At 62.0% G+C, this 16,386-nt stretch carries 14 protein-coding genes; 8 read left to right on the top strand and 6 right to left on the bottom strand.

From position 1 onward, the window contains the following. Positions 1 to 88: 88 nt before the first annotated feature. The 3 genes from NLX68_RS18190 to NLX68_RS18180 all read right to left on the bottom strand — a co-directional run bounded on the left by NLX68_RS18190 (position 89) and on the right by NLX68_RS18180 (position 5,859). A complete protein-coding gene (locus tag NLX68_RS18190; protein ID WP_254285120.1) occupies positions 89 to 2,899 on the bottom strand; it encodes an FAD-binding and (Fe-S)-binding domain-containing protein in 2,811 nt (936 codons plus the stop codon). Between the two features lie 78 nt (positions 2,900 to 2,977). Further along, positions 2,978 to 4,123 carry an FMN-dependent L-lactate dehydrogenase LldD gene (lldD, locus tag NLX68_RS18185; protein ID WP_254285119.1) on the bottom strand — a complete coding sequence of 382 codons (1,146 nt, stop codon included), beginning with the start codon at positions 4,121 to 4,123 and terminating at the stop codon, positions 2,978 to 2,980. 68 nt (positions 4,124 to 4,191) lie between these two features. After that, positions 4,192 to 5,859 carry a lactate permease LctP family transporter gene (locus NLX68_RS18180; RefSeq protein ID WP_254285118.1) on the bottom strand — a complete coding sequence of 556 codons (1,668 nt, stop codon included), beginning with the start codon at positions 5,857 to 5,859 and terminating at the stop codon, positions 4,192 to 4,194. A gap of 252 nt (positions 5,860 to 6,111) precedes the next feature. Here NLX68_RS18180 and NLX68_RS18175 point away from each other — a divergent pair, with 252 nt between their 5' ends. Next, positions 6,112 to 6,879: a GntR family transcriptional regulator gene (locus NLX68_RS18175; RefSeq protein ID WP_254285117.1), complete on the top strand. Its 768-nt coding sequence runs from the start codon at positions 6,112 to 6,114 to the stop codon at positions 6,877 to 6,879. Positions 6,880 to 6,947: 68 nt separating this feature from the next. On the opposite strand, the gene smpB is transcribed toward NLX68_RS18175, so the two are convergent. Then, complete coding sequence (gene smpB / locus NLX68_RS18170) at positions 6,948 to 7,430, bottom strand: SsrA-binding protein SmpB (RefSeq protein WP_010222959.1); 483 nt, start codon at positions 7,428 to 7,430, stop codon at positions 6,948 to 6,950. Between the two features lie 161 nt (positions 7,431 to 7,591). On the opposite strand from smpB, the gene NLX68_RS18165 reads away from it, so the two are divergent. Then, complete coding sequence (locus tag NLX68_RS18165; protein WP_010222960.1) at positions 7,592 to 8,026, top strand: type II toxin-antitoxin system RatA family toxin; 435 nt, start codon at positions 7,592 to 7,594, stop codon at positions 8,024 to 8,026. Continuing rightward, positions 8,019 to 8,336: an RnfH family protein gene (locus tag NLX68_RS18160; RefSeq protein WP_254285116.1), complete on the top strand. Its 318-nt coding sequence runs from the start codon at positions 8,019 to 8,021 to the stop codon at positions 8,334 to 8,336. Before NLX68_RS18165 ends, NLX68_RS18160 begins: the two co-directional genes overlap by 8 nt. Positions 8,337 to 8,392: 56 nt before the next feature. Here the strand turns inward: NLX68_RS18160 and NLX68_RS18155 are convergent, their stop codons facing one another. Beyond that, on the bottom strand, positions 8,393 to 8,917 hold the full coding sequence (locus tag NLX68_RS18155) for an outer membrane protein assembly factor BamE (RefSeq protein WP_254285115.1): 525 nt from the start codon (positions 8,915 to 8,917) through the stop codon (positions 8,393 to 8,395). Positions 8,918 to 9,014: 97 nt separating this feature from the next. Between NLX68_RS18155 and fur the strand changes: the two genes are divergently transcribed. Continuing rightward, complete coding sequence (gene fur / locus NLX68_RS18150; RefSeq protein WP_254285114.1) at positions 9,015 to 9,419, top strand: ferric iron uptake transcriptional regulator; 405 nt, start codon at positions 9,015 to 9,017, stop codon at positions 9,417 to 9,419. Between the two features lie 89 nt (positions 9,420 to 9,508). Here fur and recN read toward each other — a convergent pair whose 3' ends face one another. Next, positions 9,509 to 11,182: a DNA repair protein RecN gene (gene recN, locus NLX68_RS18145; RefSeq protein ID WP_254285113.1), complete on the bottom strand. Its 1,674-nt coding sequence runs from the start codon at positions 11,180 to 11,182 to the stop codon at positions 9,509 to 9,511. Between the two features lie 231 nt (positions 11,183 to 11,413). On the opposite strand from recN, the gene grpE reads away from it, so the two are divergent. From grpE to dapB, 4 genes are all read left to right on the top strand, one after another. Then, positions 11,414 to 11,968, top strand: a complete 555-nt coding sequence (gene grpE / locus NLX68_RS18140) for a nucleotide exchange factor GrpE (RefSeq protein WP_010222965.1) — start codon at positions 11,414 to 11,416, stop codon at positions 11,966 to 11,968. Between the two features lie 101 nt (positions 11,969 to 12,069). Next, complete coding sequence (dnaK, locus tag NLX68_RS18135; protein WP_254285112.1) at positions 12,070 to 13,986, top strand: molecular chaperone DnaK; 1,917 nt, start codon at positions 12,070 to 12,072, stop codon at positions 13,984 to 13,986. A 210-nt stretch (positions 13,987 to 14,196) separates the two neighbouring features. Then, positions 14,197 to 15,321: a molecular chaperone DnaJ gene (gene dnaJ, locus NLX68_RS18130; RefSeq protein ID WP_010222967.1), complete on the top strand. Its 1,125-nt coding sequence runs from the start codon at positions 14,197 to 14,199 to the stop codon at positions 15,319 to 15,321. A gap of 13 nt (positions 15,322 to 15,334) precedes the next feature. Beyond that, positions 15,335 to 16,138 (top strand): 4-hydroxy-tetrahydrodipicolinate reductase, encoded by an 804-nt coding sequence (dapB, locus tag NLX68_RS18125; protein ID WP_254285111.1) that lies wholly within the window; start codon positions 15,335 to 15,337, stop codon positions 16,136 to 16,138. The last annotated feature ends 248 nt before the right edge of the window (positions 16,139 to 16,386 follow it).

Below are 16,386 nucleotides of genomic sequence, written 5' to 3'. Positions count from 1 at the left end.
TGTGTTGCGCTCTAGCTGTAAGCGTTTTTCAACGCTCGAGGTTCAGTATACGCTATCGGTCGGGCGACGTCGACTGCTGGTCCAGGGTTCAGATTGCTCGCGCCCGGGTTACGCGGTCTACCAGATAGACAAGACCGTGATAATCGATCCCGCCATGGTTCGACAGGCCGATCTCGCAGGTGCGGCTGGTGGAGATTCCTTCACTGCAGTACTGCACCGCATCCTTGAGGCTGCGCAGCGAATGGGCATTGAGCTCAGGGGTGGTGAAGCCCTTGTCGCCGGCAAAGCCGCAGCAGTGAATACCTTCGGGAATCACCACCTGCTTGCTGCAACGCCGCGCCAGGTCGATCAGCGCCTGGCTTTCGCCCAGGTGCTGGGTGCTGCAGGTCACGTGCACGGCGATCGGCTCTTCCTGGGGGGTGAACTCCAGTTTGTCGACCAGGTGGGTGCGGATGAAACGCACCGGGTCATAAAGGTCCAGGCGCGTTTCCGCCAGGTCCTGAACCAGGCGCAAGGTGCACGGGCTGGTGTCGCAGTAGATCGGATCGAGGCCGCCGCGGCTGGCGTGGAGCAGGGCGTTGATCAGCTCCTGGCGCTTGTGCTCGGCCTGCTCGGCGTAGCCCTTGGAGGCAAACGGCTGGCCGCAGCAAAGGCTGTCCTGGTTGTCCGGGAACACCACTTGATAGCCGGCCTTTTCCAGCAGGGCGCGGGTCTTGTCCAGCAGCGAGGTCTGCTCGCGATCCGTCGCCGCCGGGCCCATCACCCGCGAAACACAGGCGGCCAGGTACACCACCCGTGGCCGCGCGTCGTTGCTGGCCGGGGTCAACTGCACGGCCTTGAGCGGTTGCGGCATGGCCGGCGTCCACTGCGGCACGCGGCCATGGCTGAGCGTGCTCAGGCTGGCGCTCAGGCGACTCAGGCGCGGCGCGCCGAGTAATCGGCGGGCGCCATTGGCCGCCTGCAGGGTAAAGCGTGCACCGCTGAGGGCAGTGTGGAAGTTGTCGGCCAGCCAGTCGGCGGTCTTCACATGAGCGGCTGCCTGGGCGCGCAGTTTTTTCACCAGTTCGCCGGTGTTGATCCCCACCGGGCAGCGCTGGGCGCACAGGCCGGTGGCGGCGCAGGTGTCGATGCCCTGGTACTGGTAGTCACGTTCCAGCTCGCGGGTGTCGCTGCCGGCACGTTTTTTCGCCTGGATATCGCGCCACATGACGATGCGCTGGCGCGGGCTCAGGGTCAGGCCTTTGGAGGGGCATACCGGTTCGCAGAAGCCACATTCGATGCACTTGTCGACGATCTCGTCGGCCGCCGGTAGCGGCTTGAGGTTCTTCAGGTGGATCTGCGGGTCTTCACTGAGCACCACATCCGGGTTGAGGATGCCGTTGGGGTCGAGCAGGCGTTTGAGCTGCCACATCAACTGGTAGGCTTCGCTGCCCCATTCCAGCTCGACGAAGGGCGCCATGTTGCGCCCGGTGCCGTGTTCGGCCTTGAGTGAGCCGCCGAACTCCACCGCCACCAGCTGCGCCACATCGTCCATGAAGGCCTGGTAGCGGGCGACTTCCTCGGCGCTGTTGAAGCCTTGGGTGAAGACGAAGTGCAGGTTGCCCTCCAAGGCATGGCCGAACAGGATCGCTTCGTCGTATCGGTGCTTGTCGAACAGCGCAATCAGGCGATTGACGCCAATGGCCAGTTGTTCGACCGGGAAGGTCACGTCTTCGATGATCACCGTGGTGCCGGTCTTGCGCACAGCGCCGACGGCGGGGAAGGTGTCCTTGCGGATGGCCCAGAGCTTGGCGTTCTCTTTGGCGTCTTCGGTGAAGTCGACCTGCTGTTCCACCGGGAAGCTGGCCAGCGAGGCCATGATCTGCGCCAGTTGTTCGTGCAGCAGCGCCTGGGTTGCCGCCCGCGATTCGATCAGCAGCGCGCAGGCACCTTCGGACAGTTGCTGGACGAAGGCCGGCATGCCGGGCTTGTCCTGCACCGAGCGCAGGCTGCGCCGGTCGAGTAGCTCCACGGCCGATACCGGCTGGCTCTTCAGCACGGTGACGGCGTTGCAGCAGGTTTCCACATCCGGGAAGACGATCAGTGCCGAGGCTTTGTTCGGGTGATCGATCACTGTGTCGTAGGTCACGGCACTGATAAAGCCCAGGGTGCCTTCGGAGCCGACCAGCAAGTGGCTGAGGATATCCAGCGGCTGGTCGTAGTCGATCAGGGCATTGAGCGACAGGCCGGTGGTGTTCTTCAGGCGGTACTTGTGGCGAATCTTCGCTGCCAGTTCGGTGTTGGCGCGGGTTTCCCGAGCCAGGCGCGCGAGCTCATCGAGCAAGCCGGCGTGGCTGTGTTCGAAGGCGGCGACACTGGCCGGATCTTCGCTGTCCAGGCGCGTGCCGTCGGCCAGCACCAGGCGCATCCCGGCCAGGGTGTGATAGGTGTTCTGCGCGGTGCCGCAGCACATGCCGCTGGCATTGTTGGCGACGATGCCGCCGATCTTGCAGGCATTGATCGAGGCCGGGTCCGGGCCGATCTTGCGCCCGAACGGTGCCAGCCAGGCGTTGGCCTGGGCACCGATCACCCCGGGTTGCAGGCGAATCTGCTGGCCCTGGTCGCGAATCTCGCGGCCGTTCCAGTTATCGCCGAGCACGATCAGCAGTGAATCGCTGATGGCCTGGCCAGACAGGCTGGTGCCGGCGGCGCGGAAGGTTACCGGCACGCGCTCACGCTGGGCCAACTTGAGCAGGGCGACCACTTCATCTTCGGATTCGACGCGTACCACCAGCTTGGGGATCAGCCGGTAGAAGCTGGCATCGGTGCCGAACGCCAGGGTCGAGAGCGGGTCGTCGAAACGTCGCTCGCCGGGTATCAGGCGGGCTACCGAATCGAGGAACGCGGCGGGCAGACTCATGCAATCTCCTCGCGGGGCAGTGGCGTCTGGTGCGCCGCGTACCCCGGTCAATCAGGCTGTGATTCGAAGGCGCACCAATCAGGCACCCAGTTCGCGGACCAGCGAGTCGCGGTTGATTTCGCTGATCGACTTGGCGCCGGTCAGCACCATGGCCACGCGCATTTCTTTCTCGAACAGGTCCAGCAGGTTTTTCACCCCGGCTTCGCCAGCGGTGGCCAGGGCGTAGAGGAATGCGCGGCCGATGAGCACGGTGTCGGCACCCAGGGCGATCATGCGTACCACGTCCAGGCCGCTGCGGATGCCGGAGTCGGCGAGGATCTTCAGCTCGCCTTTGACCGCGTCGGCAATCGCCGGCAGGGCGCGGGCGCTGGACAGTACGCCGTCGAGCTGGCGGCCACCGTGGTTGGAAACGACGATGCCGTCGGCGCCAAACTTCACGGCGTCCTTGGCATCTTGCGGGTCGAGGATGCCCTTGATCACCATCGGGCCCTCCCAGAACTCCCGGATCCACTCCAGGTCCTTCCAGGAAATCGACGGGTCGAAATTGGCACTCAGCCAGCCAATGTAGTCGGCCAGGCCCGTCGGGCTGCCGCGGTAGGCGGAGATATTGCCCAGGTCATGGGGTTTGCCCAGCAGGCCGACATCCACGGCCCACTGCGGGTGGGTCATGGCCTGCCAGACCCGGCGCAGCGGTGCATTCGGGCCGCTCATGCCCGAGTGGGCATCACGGTAGCGAGCGCCAGGCACCGGCATGTCGACGGTGAACACCAGGGTGGTGACGCCAGCAGCCTTGGCGCGCTCCAGGGCGTTGCGCATAAAGCCGCGGTCCTTGAGCACATAGAGCTGGAACCACATCGGCCGGTCGATGGCGGGTGCCACTTCTTCGATCGGGCACACCGATACGGTCGACAGGGTGAACGGAATGCCTTTGGCCGCTGCCGCACGGGCAGCCTGCACTTCACCGCGGCGCGCGTACATGCCGGTCAGGCCGACCGGCGCCAGGGCCACGGGCATGCTCAAGGTTTCGTTGAACAGCTGGGTTTCGAGGCTCAGTTCGGACATGTTCTTCAGCACGCGCTGACGCAGGGCGATGCCGGCCAGGTCCTGAACGTTGTGGCGCAGCGTGTGCTCGGCATAAGCACCGCCGTCGGCGTAGTGGAACAAAAACGGCGGCAGCTTGCGTTGGGCAGCTGCGCGGTAATCGGTAGAGGCAGAAATGATCATGGGGTCTCGCAGCGTTGGTTAAAGGGGCGGCTGCCGGGCGCGCCACAACGCGTCCGGCCCCTGACACTTTAGTGAACCAGCATGCCGGTCAGCCAATAGGCCTGGATCAGGGTGATCAGGCCGACGATGGTGGCGAAGAACAGGCTGTGCTTGAGGGTGAAGCGGAACAGGTCCGACTCTTTGCCGACCAGGCCGGTGGCGGCGCAGGCCACGGCGATCGATTGTGGCGAAATCATCTTGCCGGTCACGCCGCCGCTGGTGTTGGCCGCTACCAGCAAGGTGTCGCTGACCCCGATCTGGTGCGCAGTGGTGGCCTGCAGCGAGCTGAACAGGGCATTGGACGAGGTGTCGGAACCGGTCAGGAACACGCCCAGCCAGCCAAGGAATGGCGAGAAGAACGGGAATGCCGCACCCGTGCCGGCCAATACCAGCGCCATGGTCGACGACATGCCCGAGTAGTTGGTGACGAAGGCGAAGGCCAGGACCATGCCGATCGACAGGATCGGCCAGCGCAGTTCGAAGAAGGTCTCTTTCAAAGTGGTCAGACCAGTTTTGAAATTGATCTTCAGCACCAGCATCGAGATCAGCGCCGAGAAGAAGATCGCGGTACCGGTGGCGGAAATCGGGTCGAGCTTGAACACCGCCGGGATCGCCGTCGGGGTGGCAACGATCGGTGCGGACTTGATCACCAGTTGATCAAGGTGCGGGATGGCGAAGTTGAACACCCAGCTGTACATCGAACCGCCAGCAGCGAAGGCGGCCTTGAATGGCTTGAGGGTCCAGATGGTGACCAGCACGGTGAGGATCAGGAACGGCGACCAGGCCTTGAAGATCTCGCCGAAGCTGTACGGCGAAGGCTGGCTGCCGCCGCCCTGGACCACGGCGGCGCCAACGCTGCCGGTGGCGCTGGCGAACGAGCGCTTGGGCTGCCAGACCTTGAGGAACAGGGTCAGGGAAATCAGGCTGGCCAGGGCCGAGGTGATGTCCGGCAGTTCCGGGCCGATGAAGTTCGAGGTGAAGTACTGGGTTACGGCAAAGCTCAAGCCGGCCACCAGTGCGGCAGGCCAGGTCTCTTTGACGCCGCGCAGGCCGTCCATCATGAACACCAGCCAGAACGGCACGAACAGCGACAGCAGGGGCAGTTGGCGACCGGTCATGGCGCCGATCTTGAAGGCGTCGATACCGGTGACTTGGCCGGCCACGATGATCGGGATGCCCAGGGCGCCGAAAGCTACTGGTGCGGTGTTGGCGATCAGGCACAAGCCGGCCGCATACAGCGGGTTGAAACCCAGGCCAACCAGCAGGGCGGCGGTGATCGCCACCGGTGCGCCGAAGCCTGCCGCACCTTCGAGGAAGGCGCCGAAGCAGAAACCGATCAGCAACACCTGCAGGCGCTGGTCATCGGTGATCGACAGCACCGAGCTGCGGATCACTTCGAACTGGCCGCTCTTGACGGTCAATTTGTACAGGAACACGGCGGCGACAATAATCCAGGCAATCGGCCACAGGCCATAGGCAAAGCCATATCCGGCGGCGGCAAGCGCCATGTCGGCAGGCATCTGGAAGGCAAAGATCGCCACCAGGATCGACAGGCCCAGCGTGATGCTGCCGGCCACATGACCCTTGAGGCGGAACACCGCCAGCGCGAGGAAGAAGAACACGATCGGGATGACTGCCGCGAGCGCGGACAGGCCAAGACTACCAAGCGGACTGTAAAGCTGTTGCCAGGTTTGCATATGGGGTGGCCCCTAATTGTTGTTGGTCAGCACTGGCATTGGATAATTGGTAAGACCAATTTACAATGTCGAGGCGCTAGGTTAAAAGCCTCGCTGCGGCTGTGTCAATTTGTCCCAGGAAAACTTTCGTCGGATTTGTGCGGGAGCACGGGACTGAGCGGCAGGGAAATTTGCCAACTGATGGGTGTCGGCGGGTCGCGGATGCGCCAGAATAGACAGCCCCGAACGCACTCGGGATGTGGAGAGCATGTGATGGTTTTTGATCAGGTCCGCCAACGCCGTTTGTCCGACGATATCGTCGAGCGGCTGGAAGGGATGATTCTCGAAGGCACCTTGACGGCCGGTCAGCGCCTGCCTGCAGAGCGGGCGCTGGCCGAGCAGTTCGGCGTGTCACGACCGTCGTTGCGCGAAGCGATCCAGAAGCTGGTGGCCAAGGGCTTGTTGGTCAGCCGCCAGGGCGGTGGCAACTATGTGGCCGAATCGCTCGGCTCAACCTTCAGCGACCCGCTGCTGCAGTTGCTTGAAAGCAACCCCGAAGCACAGCGCGACTTGCTGGAGTTCCGACATACCCTGGAGGCATCGTGCGCCTATTATGCGGCGATCCGCGCCACTGAGCCGGATCGCCAGCGGCTCAAGGCGGCCTTCGATACCCTGCAGGATTGCTACGCCCGCGCCGATGAAGTGGACCGGGCCGAGGAGGGCGCGGCCGATGCGCGTTTCCACCTGGCGATCGCCGAAGCCAGCCATAACGCGGTGCTGCTGCACACCATTCGTGGCCTGTTCGACCTGCTCAAGCGCAACGTGGTGACCAACATCGGCGGCATGTACAAACAGCGCGCCGAAACCCGCGACATGCTCATCAGCCAGCACCGTGAGCTGTACCTGGCGATTGTCGAAGGGCGTGCGGAAGATGCTCGCGAAGTGTCCAACCGGCACATCACCTATGTGCAGGAGGTGCTCGACGAAGTGCGCCAGGAGGTTCAGCGGGTGGCGCGGGCGGAGCGGCGTAGCGGGCGTTAGCAATCGCGGGGCAAGCCCGCTCCTGTAGGAGCGGGCTTGCCCCGCGATAAAGGCGCTTCAGGCTGGAATCAGTCTTCCTTGCCCTTGTTGCGCACCGCGCGCTGCAATTCGCGGTCGGAATCGCGCTCGCGCTGGGTATCGCGCTTGTCGTATTCCTTCTTGCCCTTGCCCAGTGCGATTTCGCACTTGATCAAGTGCTTGCTCCAATAGATCGACAAGGCCACGCAGGTGTAGCCTTTTTGCTGGACGGCCGCATGCAGGCGCTCCAGCTCACGACGGTTGAGCAGCAGTTTACGGGTACGTGTCGGGTCGGCGATGACGTGAGTACTGGCGGCTGTCAGCGGCGTGATATGGCTGCCCATCAGCCAGGCCTCGCCATCCTTGAGCACCACGTAACTGTCGGTCAGGTGCGCCTTGCCGGCACGCAGACTTTTTACTTCCCAACCGGACAGGACCAATCCGGCCTCGAACTTGTGCTCGATGAAGTAATCGTGACGCGCCTTTTTATTCTGCGCGATAGTCCCTGTCGGATGTTTCTTTTGGTTAGCCATAGGGGCGGCATTATAGGCAGTCGCCGCGCTGTCGGCTACGGGGTAGCAGTGTGCTTGAGCCGTTGCCGTGAATCCCGGACAATGCGCGCTCTTGATGCGCTCGATGGCGCCCCTCGGCATTCTGGTTGTATTTGCCGCCCAGCTTTGGAATCGACCCCTGGATGACTACCCATATTCAACGTTCGGCCTTGCTGCCCTATCCCGCCCAGGCCCTGTACGACCTGGTCAATGATGTAGCGCGCTATCCGGAGTTCCTGCCCTGGTGTTCGTCCAGCACCGTGATGGAAGAAAGCGACACGCACATGCGCGCGCGCCTGGAGGTCGCCAAGGGGGGGATGAGCCAGCAGTTTGTAACCAGCAATGTGCTGGTGCCGGGTCAGTCCATCGAAATGAACCTTGAAGAAGGGCCTTTTACCCAGTTGCATGGTGTCTGGGTATTCAAGCCATTGGGCGAGAAGGCCTGCAAGATCAGCCTCGACCTGTCGTTCGATTATGCCGGGCCACTGGTCCGTGCCACCTTGGGGCCATTGTTCAACCAGGCCGCCAACACCCTGGTCGATGCCTTCTGTCAGCGTGCCAAGCAGCTCCATGTCTGAAGCCTTGCTAACGGTCGAGGTGGTGTACGCCCTGGTCGAGCGGCAGGTGCTGCTCAGTGTTGAGGTGCCGACGGGCACGACGCTCACTGAAGCGGTAAAACTCTCGGGAATCGCCGCGCATTTTCCCGAGGCTGATATTCAAGCCTGCCCGATCGGTATCTTTGGCCGGGTGATCGCTAACCCTGAAGCGCACCAGGTCGAGGCGGGTGATCGCATCGAGATCTACCGGCCATTGCTGGTGGACCCCAAGGAGGTGCGCAAGCAGCGCGCCGCCAAGGTCGCCAGGGTATTCAAGAAAGCCAAACGCTGAATTACAGGTAAGAAAAAGCCCGGACTGATCCGGGCTTTTTTATACGCGCTGCAGGCTTACTGCGGCGAGGTGTCCAGTGGTTCTGGCACGGGTACCGGAGTCACTTCGATGGTGTCCACGTCTTTCTGGATGGTGGCTTCCAGCGAGCCTGGCTTGGCAGGTTTTTCCTGCGCAGCGGGTTCGGTGGTGCCGGCCGGGCTGACAGTGGTGTCGCTGCTGCCACCCAGAATCTCCTGGTCGCGGCTGACACCCGGCATGAAGTCGCCGGACAGGCTGGCGAGCTGATCGTTCTCGTTGAAGAAGATGCTCATGCGCTCCTGTTGGCGCTCACCGCCACCGGGCTGCAGGCTGTACAGGTAGTCCCAACGATTGGTGTGGAAAGTATCCTGGATCAGCGGGTTGCCCATGATAAACCGTACTTGCCGACGGGTCATTCCGGGGCGCAATTGGTCTATCATGTCTTGCGTGACGACATTGCCCTGCTGGATGTCGATTTTGTAAACCCCGGGGAACGAGCAACCGGCGAGTGCGAGCAGTCCCACGAAGGTGAGGCTGGTTAGCAAGAGCTTGGTGTTTTGCATCGGTGGGCGACTTCCACTATCTTGGCTGGACAACGTAAACCCCGATCATACCCGTATTCAGAGAAGCTGCGAAGCAGCATCGGCGAGAAAGCTGACCATGGTTGAAAATAGCGAACTGCGCAAAGCCGGTCTCAAGGTGACACTGCCTCGAGTAAAAATTCTACAGATGCTCGACTCTACCGAGCAGCGTCACATGAGTGCTGAGGATGTCTACAAGGCGCTGATGGAAGCAGGCGAGGATGTCGGTCTGGCCACGGTTTACCGTGTTCTGACCCAGTTCGAAGCTGCTGGCCTGGTTGTACGCCACAACTTCGATGGCGGTCACGCCGTGTTCGAGCTGGCTGACGGTGGTCACCACGATCACATGGTCGTAGTCGACTCCGGCGAAGTCATCGAGTTTTTTGACGCTGAAATCGAGAAGCGCCAGAAGCAAATCGTGGAAGAGCACGGTTACGAGCTGGTGGACCACAATCTGGTGCTGTACGTACGCAAGAAAAAGTAAGCAATAATTACATTGCTGTAGAAGTGCTGAAGGCGACCCTGGGGTCGCCTTCGTGCTTTCTGGCTTATGGCTTTTTATAGCCGCGTGTTTCAGGCCTTGCTGGTGACCACCATCTTGCGTGCGTGGGCCAGGGATTCTTTGGTCAGGTCGATACCGCCGAGCATGCGGGCAACCTCTTCAACACGCTCGCGCTTGCCCAGATTGGCCACGGCGGTATGGGTGGCATCGCTGTCACGTACTTTATGCACGAACAGGTGATGGTGGCCCTGGGCAGCCACCTGCGGCAGGTGGGTTACGGTCAGTACCTGACCGCGCTCGCCCAGGCGGCGCAGCAACTGGCCGACGATCTCCGCAGTGGGCCCGCCGATACCCACGTCGACTTCGTCGAACACCAGGGTCGGGATGCGCGAGGTCTGTGCGGTGATCACCTGGATCGCCAGGCTGATCCGCGACAGCTCGCCACCGGAAGCAACCTTGGCCAGGGCCTTGAGCGGCTGCCCAGGGTTGGCGCTGACCAGCAGCTCGACCTGTTCCAGGCCCTGGGGCTGCAGTTCGTCGGTGCTGTTGGCGTGCAACTCGATGCTGAAGCGGCCACCCGGCATGCCCAGGCGCTGGATTTCCTGCTCCACCGCGCTGGCCAGCTGGCTGGCGGCGTGCTGGCGCAAGGCGCTCAGTTCGCCAGCCTTGTCCTGGTAATGGCGGGCATAGGCGGCCAGTTCTTCACCCAGGCGCTCGATCGATTCGTCGTTGGCGTTGAGGTTTTCCAGCTCTTCCATCAAGCGCTGCTGCAGGCTGGCCAGCTCGGTGGGGTGCACCCGGTGTTTGCGAGCAAGGGTATAAATAGTGTCGAGGCGCTCTTCGAGCTGTTGCAGGCGCGCCGGGTCGGCATCGAAGTTGTCGAGGAAGCGGTTCAGCTCGCCGACGGCTTCCTCGACCTGGATCTGTGCGCTGGCGATCATGGTGGCGGCTTCACCCAGGGCCTTGGGCGCATTCTGCACGGCGGTCAGGCGGTTGAGGCTGGCAGTCAGGGCGTTGAGGACGTTGCCTGAATCATTTTCGCTGCAGTGGTCGATAACCTGGCGGCAGATGCCGAACAACGCTTCGGCATTGGTCAGGTTCTTGTGTTCCTGCTCCAGCTGCTCCAGTTCGTTTTCACCCAGGCCAAGGTTGTCCAGCTCCTCGAGCTGGTAGCTGAGCAACTGGTGCTGCGCGCGCTGCTCATCGCCGGAATTGGACAGCCGTTCCAGCTCCTGGCGGGTCTGGCGCCAGCGCTGGGCCGCCAGCTGTACCTGGCGGGCCAGGTCGGTGGCGCCGGCGTATTCGTCGAGCAGGCGGCGGTGGGTGTCGGTTTTCAGCAGCGACTGGTGCTCATGCTGGCTGTGGATGTCGATAAGCAGCTCGCCCAGGGCCTTGAGGTCGCCGAGCGGGCAGGGCGTGCCGTTGATGTAGCCGCGGCTGCGGCCTTCGGCGGTGATCACCCGGCGCAGGATGCACGGGCCATCGCTTTCGAGGTCGCGCTCGGCCAGCCAGGTGCGCGCTTCGGGGATGTCCACCAGGTCGAAGGTGGCGAGGATGTCGGCCTTGTCGGCCCCGGGGCGCACCACGCCGCTGTCGGCGCGATCGCCCAGGGTCAGGCCCAGGGCGTCGAGCATGATCGATTTGCCGGCCCCGGTTTCACCGGTGATGACGCTCATCCCGCGGGCGAGCTCGAGGTCCAGGTGTTCGACGATGGCGTAGTTGTGTACGGACAGGTGCACCAGCATTGGGGCGGCTCCCAGGCGTTAGGTCTGGTTATTTATACAGTGTTTTCAAATCCGCTGACAATGCTGATGTTTAGTTCGATTTGGTTATCAGGGCGCGGTTCTGATTGCGCTGGGTTATGAGCGAATGTGAGCAAGCCGTCTTGAAGGCCCTTGAACCTGGGTTTTGCGACCCCATATAGCCGGCAGACGCGCGAGTAATGCTCGCAGACCTTATTCGAGAGGAGAGATTTTATGGCTGACGAACAGCTGGATGAACAGAATCTGAACGCCGAAGCGACTGGCGACCAAGAGCTGAGCGCCCGCGTGCAGGTGCTCGAAGAGCAGCTGGCGGCGGCCCAGGATCAATCCCTGCGCACCGCCGCCGACCTGCAGAACGTGCGCCGCCGCGCCGAGCAGGACGTAGAAAAGGCGCACAAGTTCGCCCTGGAAAAATTCGCCGGTGACCTGCTGCCGGTCATCGACAGCCTCGAGCGCGGCCTGGAGCTGTCCAGCGCGGACGACGAGAGCATTCGCCCGATGCGTGAAGGCATCGAGCTGACCCTGAAAATGTTCCACGACACCCTCAAGCGCTACAACCTCGAGGCCATCGATCCGCACGGCGAACCGTTCAATGCCGAGCACCATCAGGCGATGGCCATGCAGGAAAGCGCCGAGGTCGAGCCCAACAGCGTGCTCAAGGTGTTCCAGAAGGGCTACCAGCTCAACGGCCGCCTGCTGCGCCCGGCCATGGTCGTGGTCAGCAAGGCCCCGGCAGCGGTTACGCCGTCGATTGACGAGCAGGCTTGAAATCGTTTTCGGCGCCCCCATCTAGGTGTCAAGCATTCAAGTATTACCGCAGTTAGCCACCACTGCTGCGGCAACCAAATTCAAGTTTCGGGAGAGTTAACATGGGTAAAATCATCGGTATCGACCTGGGGACCACCAACTCCTGCGTCTCCATTCTGGAAAACGGCAACGTCAAGGTCATCGAGAACGCCGAAGGCGCTCGTACCACGCCGTCGATCATCGCCTACGCCAACGATGGCGAAATCCTGGTTGGCCAGTCGGCCAAGCGCCAGGCGGTCACCAACCCGCACAACACCCTGTACGCGGTCAAGCGTCTGATCGGCCGTCGCTTCGACGAAGAAGTGGTGCAGAAAGACATCCAGATGGTTCCGTACAAAATCGTCAAGGCTGACAACAGCGACGCCTGGGTTGAAGTGAACGGCCAGAAAATGGCACCGCCACAAATCTCGGCTGAAATCCTGAAAAAGATGAAGAAAACCGCCGAAGACTACCTCGGCGAGCCAGTGACCGAAGCGGTGATCACCGTTCCGGCCTACTTCAACGACAGCCAGCGTCAGGCCACCAAGGACGCCGGCCGTATCGCCGGCCTGGACGTCAAGCGGATCATCAACGAACCAACCGCGGCTGCCCTGGCCTACGGCATGGACAAGGCCAAGGGCGATCACACCGTGATCGTTTATGACCTGGGTGGCGGTACCTTCGACGTTTCGGTCATCGAAATCGCCGAAGTCGATGGCGAGCATCAGTTCGAAGTGCTGGCCACCAACGGCGACACCTTCCTCGGTGGTGAAGACTTCGACATCCGCCTGATCGACTACCTCGTCGACGAGTTCAAGAAAGAAAGCGGCATGAACCTCAAAGGTGACCCGCTGGCCATGCAGCGCCTGAAAGAAGCCGCTGAAAAGGCCAAGATCGAGCTGTCCTCGAGCCAGCAGACCGACGTCAACCTGCCGTACATCACTGCAGACGCTACCGGTCCCAAGCACCTGAACGTGAAGATCTCCCGCGCCAAGCTGGAATCGCTGGTAGAAGACCTGGTTCAGCGCACCATCGAGCCATGCCGCATCGCCATGAAAGACGCCGGTATCGACGTCAGCAAGATCGACGACGTGATCCTGGTCGGCGGTCAGACCCGTATGCCGCTGGTGCAAAAAGCTGTTACCGACTTCTTCGGTAAAGAAGCCCGTAAAGACGTCAACCCGGACGAAGCGGTTGCCATGGGTGCTGCGATCCAGGGTGCGGTACTGGCCGGTGACGTCAAAGACGTACTGCTGCTGGACGTCAGCCCGCTGACCCTGGGTATCGAAACCATGGGTGGCGTGATGACCGCGCTGATCGAGAAGAACACCACTATCCCGACCAAAAAGTCGCAAGTGTTCTCGACTGCCGATGACAACCAGGGCGCCGTGACCATTCACGTGCTGCAAGGTGAGCGCAAGCAGGCTGCGCAGAACAAGTCCCTGGGCAAGTTCGACCTGGCCGACATTCCACCAGCACCACGTGGCGTGCCGCAGATCGAAGTGACCTTTGACATCGACGCCAACGGCATCCTGCACGTAGGCGCCAAGGACAAGGCTACTGGCAAGACCCAGTCGATCGTGATCAAGGCCAACTCCGGCCTGTCTGATGAAGAAATTCAACAGATGATCCGCGACGCTGAAGCGAATTCGGAAGAAGACCGCAAGTTCGAAGAGCTGGCCACTGCCCGTAACCAGGGTGATGCACTGGTTCACTCGACTCGCAAGATGGTCGCTGACGCCGGTGACAAGGTCACTGCCGACGAGAAGACTGCGATCGAAGCTGCCGTGGTTGCCCTGGAAGCCGCCATCAAGGGCGACGACAAGGCTGCCATCGACGCCAAGGTCGAAGAGCTGTCGAAGGTTTCGGCTCCGGTTGCCCAGAAGATGTACGCCGAGCAGTCGGCTGAACAGCCTAAGGGCGGCGCTCAGCAGGCCGAGCCGGAAGCCAAGCATGACGACGTTGTCGATGCTGAGTTCGAAGAAGTCAAAGACAAGTAATTGCTACAGGTTGTCGGCCAATTGACTGTTTTTTGATGGTTGGCTGGTAGGATGTCGCCGCGCGGGGGCTTGCTCCCGCGTTGGCGTGTCTGCAATACCCGAATTTTTACAGCATCTGTCAGCCGCCCGGAGGGTAGGTGAGGCAGGTGCTGGCGGCACAGCGCGGAATGCGCAGAGGTTTGCCGAACGTCCTCAAGAGTGCAAAGACTTATGGCAAAGCGTGACTATTACGAAGTTCTGGGAGTTGAGCGCGGCTCCAGTGAAGCGGATCTGAAGAAGGCCTATCGCCGCCTGGCGATGAAGCATCACCCGGACCGTAATCCTGATGACAAAGCGTCGGAAGAGAAATTCAAGGAAGCCAACGAGGCTTACGAAGTGCTCTCCGATGCCAGCAAGCGTGCGGCCTATGACCAGTATGGTCATGCCGGCGTGGATCCGAGCATGGGTGGTGGCGGTGCCGGTTTCGGCGGCGCGAACTTCTCGGATATCTTCGGTGATGTGTTCAGCGATTTCTTCGGCGGCGGCCGTGGTGGTTCGCGTGGTGGCGCCCAGCGTGGCAGCGACCTGCGTTACACCCTGGAGCTGAACCTGGAAGAAGCCGTGCGCGGTACCACGGTCAACATCCGTGTGCCGACGCTGGTCAACTGCAAGCCGTGTGACGGTTCCGGGGCCAAGAAAGGCTCGTCGCCTTCGACCTGCCCGACCTGTGGCGGTATTGGCCAGGTGCGCATGCAGCAGGGCTTCTTCTCGGTCCAGCAGACCTGCCCACGTTGCCACGGCCAGGGCAAGGTCATCACCGACCCGTGTGATTCGTGCCACGGCGAAGGCCGCATCGAAGAGTACAAGACGCTTTCGGTCAAGGTCCCGGCTGGCGTCGATACCGGCGACCGTATTCGTCTGTCTGGCGAAGGCGAGGCTGGTTCCCAGGGTGGCCCGACTGGCGACCTGTACGTTGTGATCAACGTGCGTGAGCACTCGATTTTCCAGCGCGATGGCAAGCATCTGTACTGTGAAGTGCCGATCAGCTACACCGATGCCGCCTTGGGTGGCGAGCTGGAAGTGCCGACCCTTGATGGTCGGGTCAAGCTGAAAATCCCGGAAGGCACTCAGACCGGCAAGCAATTCCGCCTGCGTGGCAAGGGTGTGGCGCCGGTGCGCGGTGGTGGTGCCGGTGACCTGATGTGCCGGGTCGCGGTGGAGACTCCGGTCAACCTCAGCCGTCGTCAGCGCGAGCTGCTCGAAGAGCTGCGTGATTCGCTGGAAGGCGACAGTTCCCATTCGCCGAAAGCCAATGGCTGGTTCGAAGGCGTGAAGCGCTTCTTCGGCGATCTGTAAGAAGGAATAGGGCATGCGACGTATAGCGGTAATGGGCGCGGCAGGGCGCATGGGCAAGACCCTGATCGAAGCGGTGCAGCAAGCCCCGGGTGCCGGTTTGACCGCGGCGATCGCCCGCCCGGACAGCTCGCTGGTCGGCGCCGATGCCGGTGAACTGGCGGCGCTGGGCCGGATCGGCGTGCTGCTGTCCGACGGCCTGGCCAAGGTCGCCGACGAGTTCGACGTGCTGATCGACTTCACTCACCCGTCGGTGACCCTGAAGAACCTGGCGTTCTGCCGCAAGGCAGGCAAGGCGATGATCATCGGCACCACCGGTTTCTCCGCTGAAGAGAAGCAGTTGCTGGTCGAGGCGGGCAAGGACATTCCGATCGTCTTCGCCGCCAACTTCAGCGTTGGCGTCAACCTCAGCCTGAAGCTGCTGGACATGGCTGCGCGGGTGCTGGGCGATGACGTGGATATCGAGATCATCGAGGCTCACCACCGGCACAAGGTCGATGCGCCGTCGGGTACCGCGCTGCGCATGGGTGAAGTGGTTGCCAGTGCGCTGGGTCGTGACCTGCGGGAAGTGGCGGTGTATGGCCGTGAAGGCCAGACCGGTGCGCGTGATCGCCAGACCATCGGCTTCGCCACCGTGCGTGCCGGCGATGTGGTCGGTGATCACACCGTGCTGTTCGCTGCTGAAGGTGAGCGCCTGGAGATCACCCACAAGGCCTCCAGTCGCATGACCTTCGCCAGGGGTGCGGTGCGTGCCGCCCTGTGGCTGGACGGGCGCGAGCCTGGCCTGTACGACATGCAGGACGTGCTCGACCTGCGTTGATCTGCGCCATATCCCCTGTGGGAGCGGGCTTGACCCGCGATTGCGGTTTGTCTGTCACGCCGCAATCGCGGGTCAAGCCCGCTCCCACAAGACCCTCCCAGTGCGCCCTGTCGCATTCCTGCGCCTTTCAGGCACTTAAGTGGTAGACCAAAAAAGCATTTTTCTGTAAGCTACAGCTTTAGTGTGTCCACTAAAAGCGCGCAGATAATTCGACGAAGAAAGCGGGGTGACGTGTCTATACGTCATTC

The organism is Pseudomonas sp. SBB6 (assembly GCF_024213215.1).
Classification (GTDB): Bacteria; Pseudomonadota; Gammaproteobacteria; order Pseudomonadales; family Pseudomonadaceae; genus Aquipseudomonas; species Aquipseudomonas donghuensis.
Note: the sequence above shows the minus strand (reverse complement) of the source record. Positions and strands in the feature narration are given on the sequence as shown.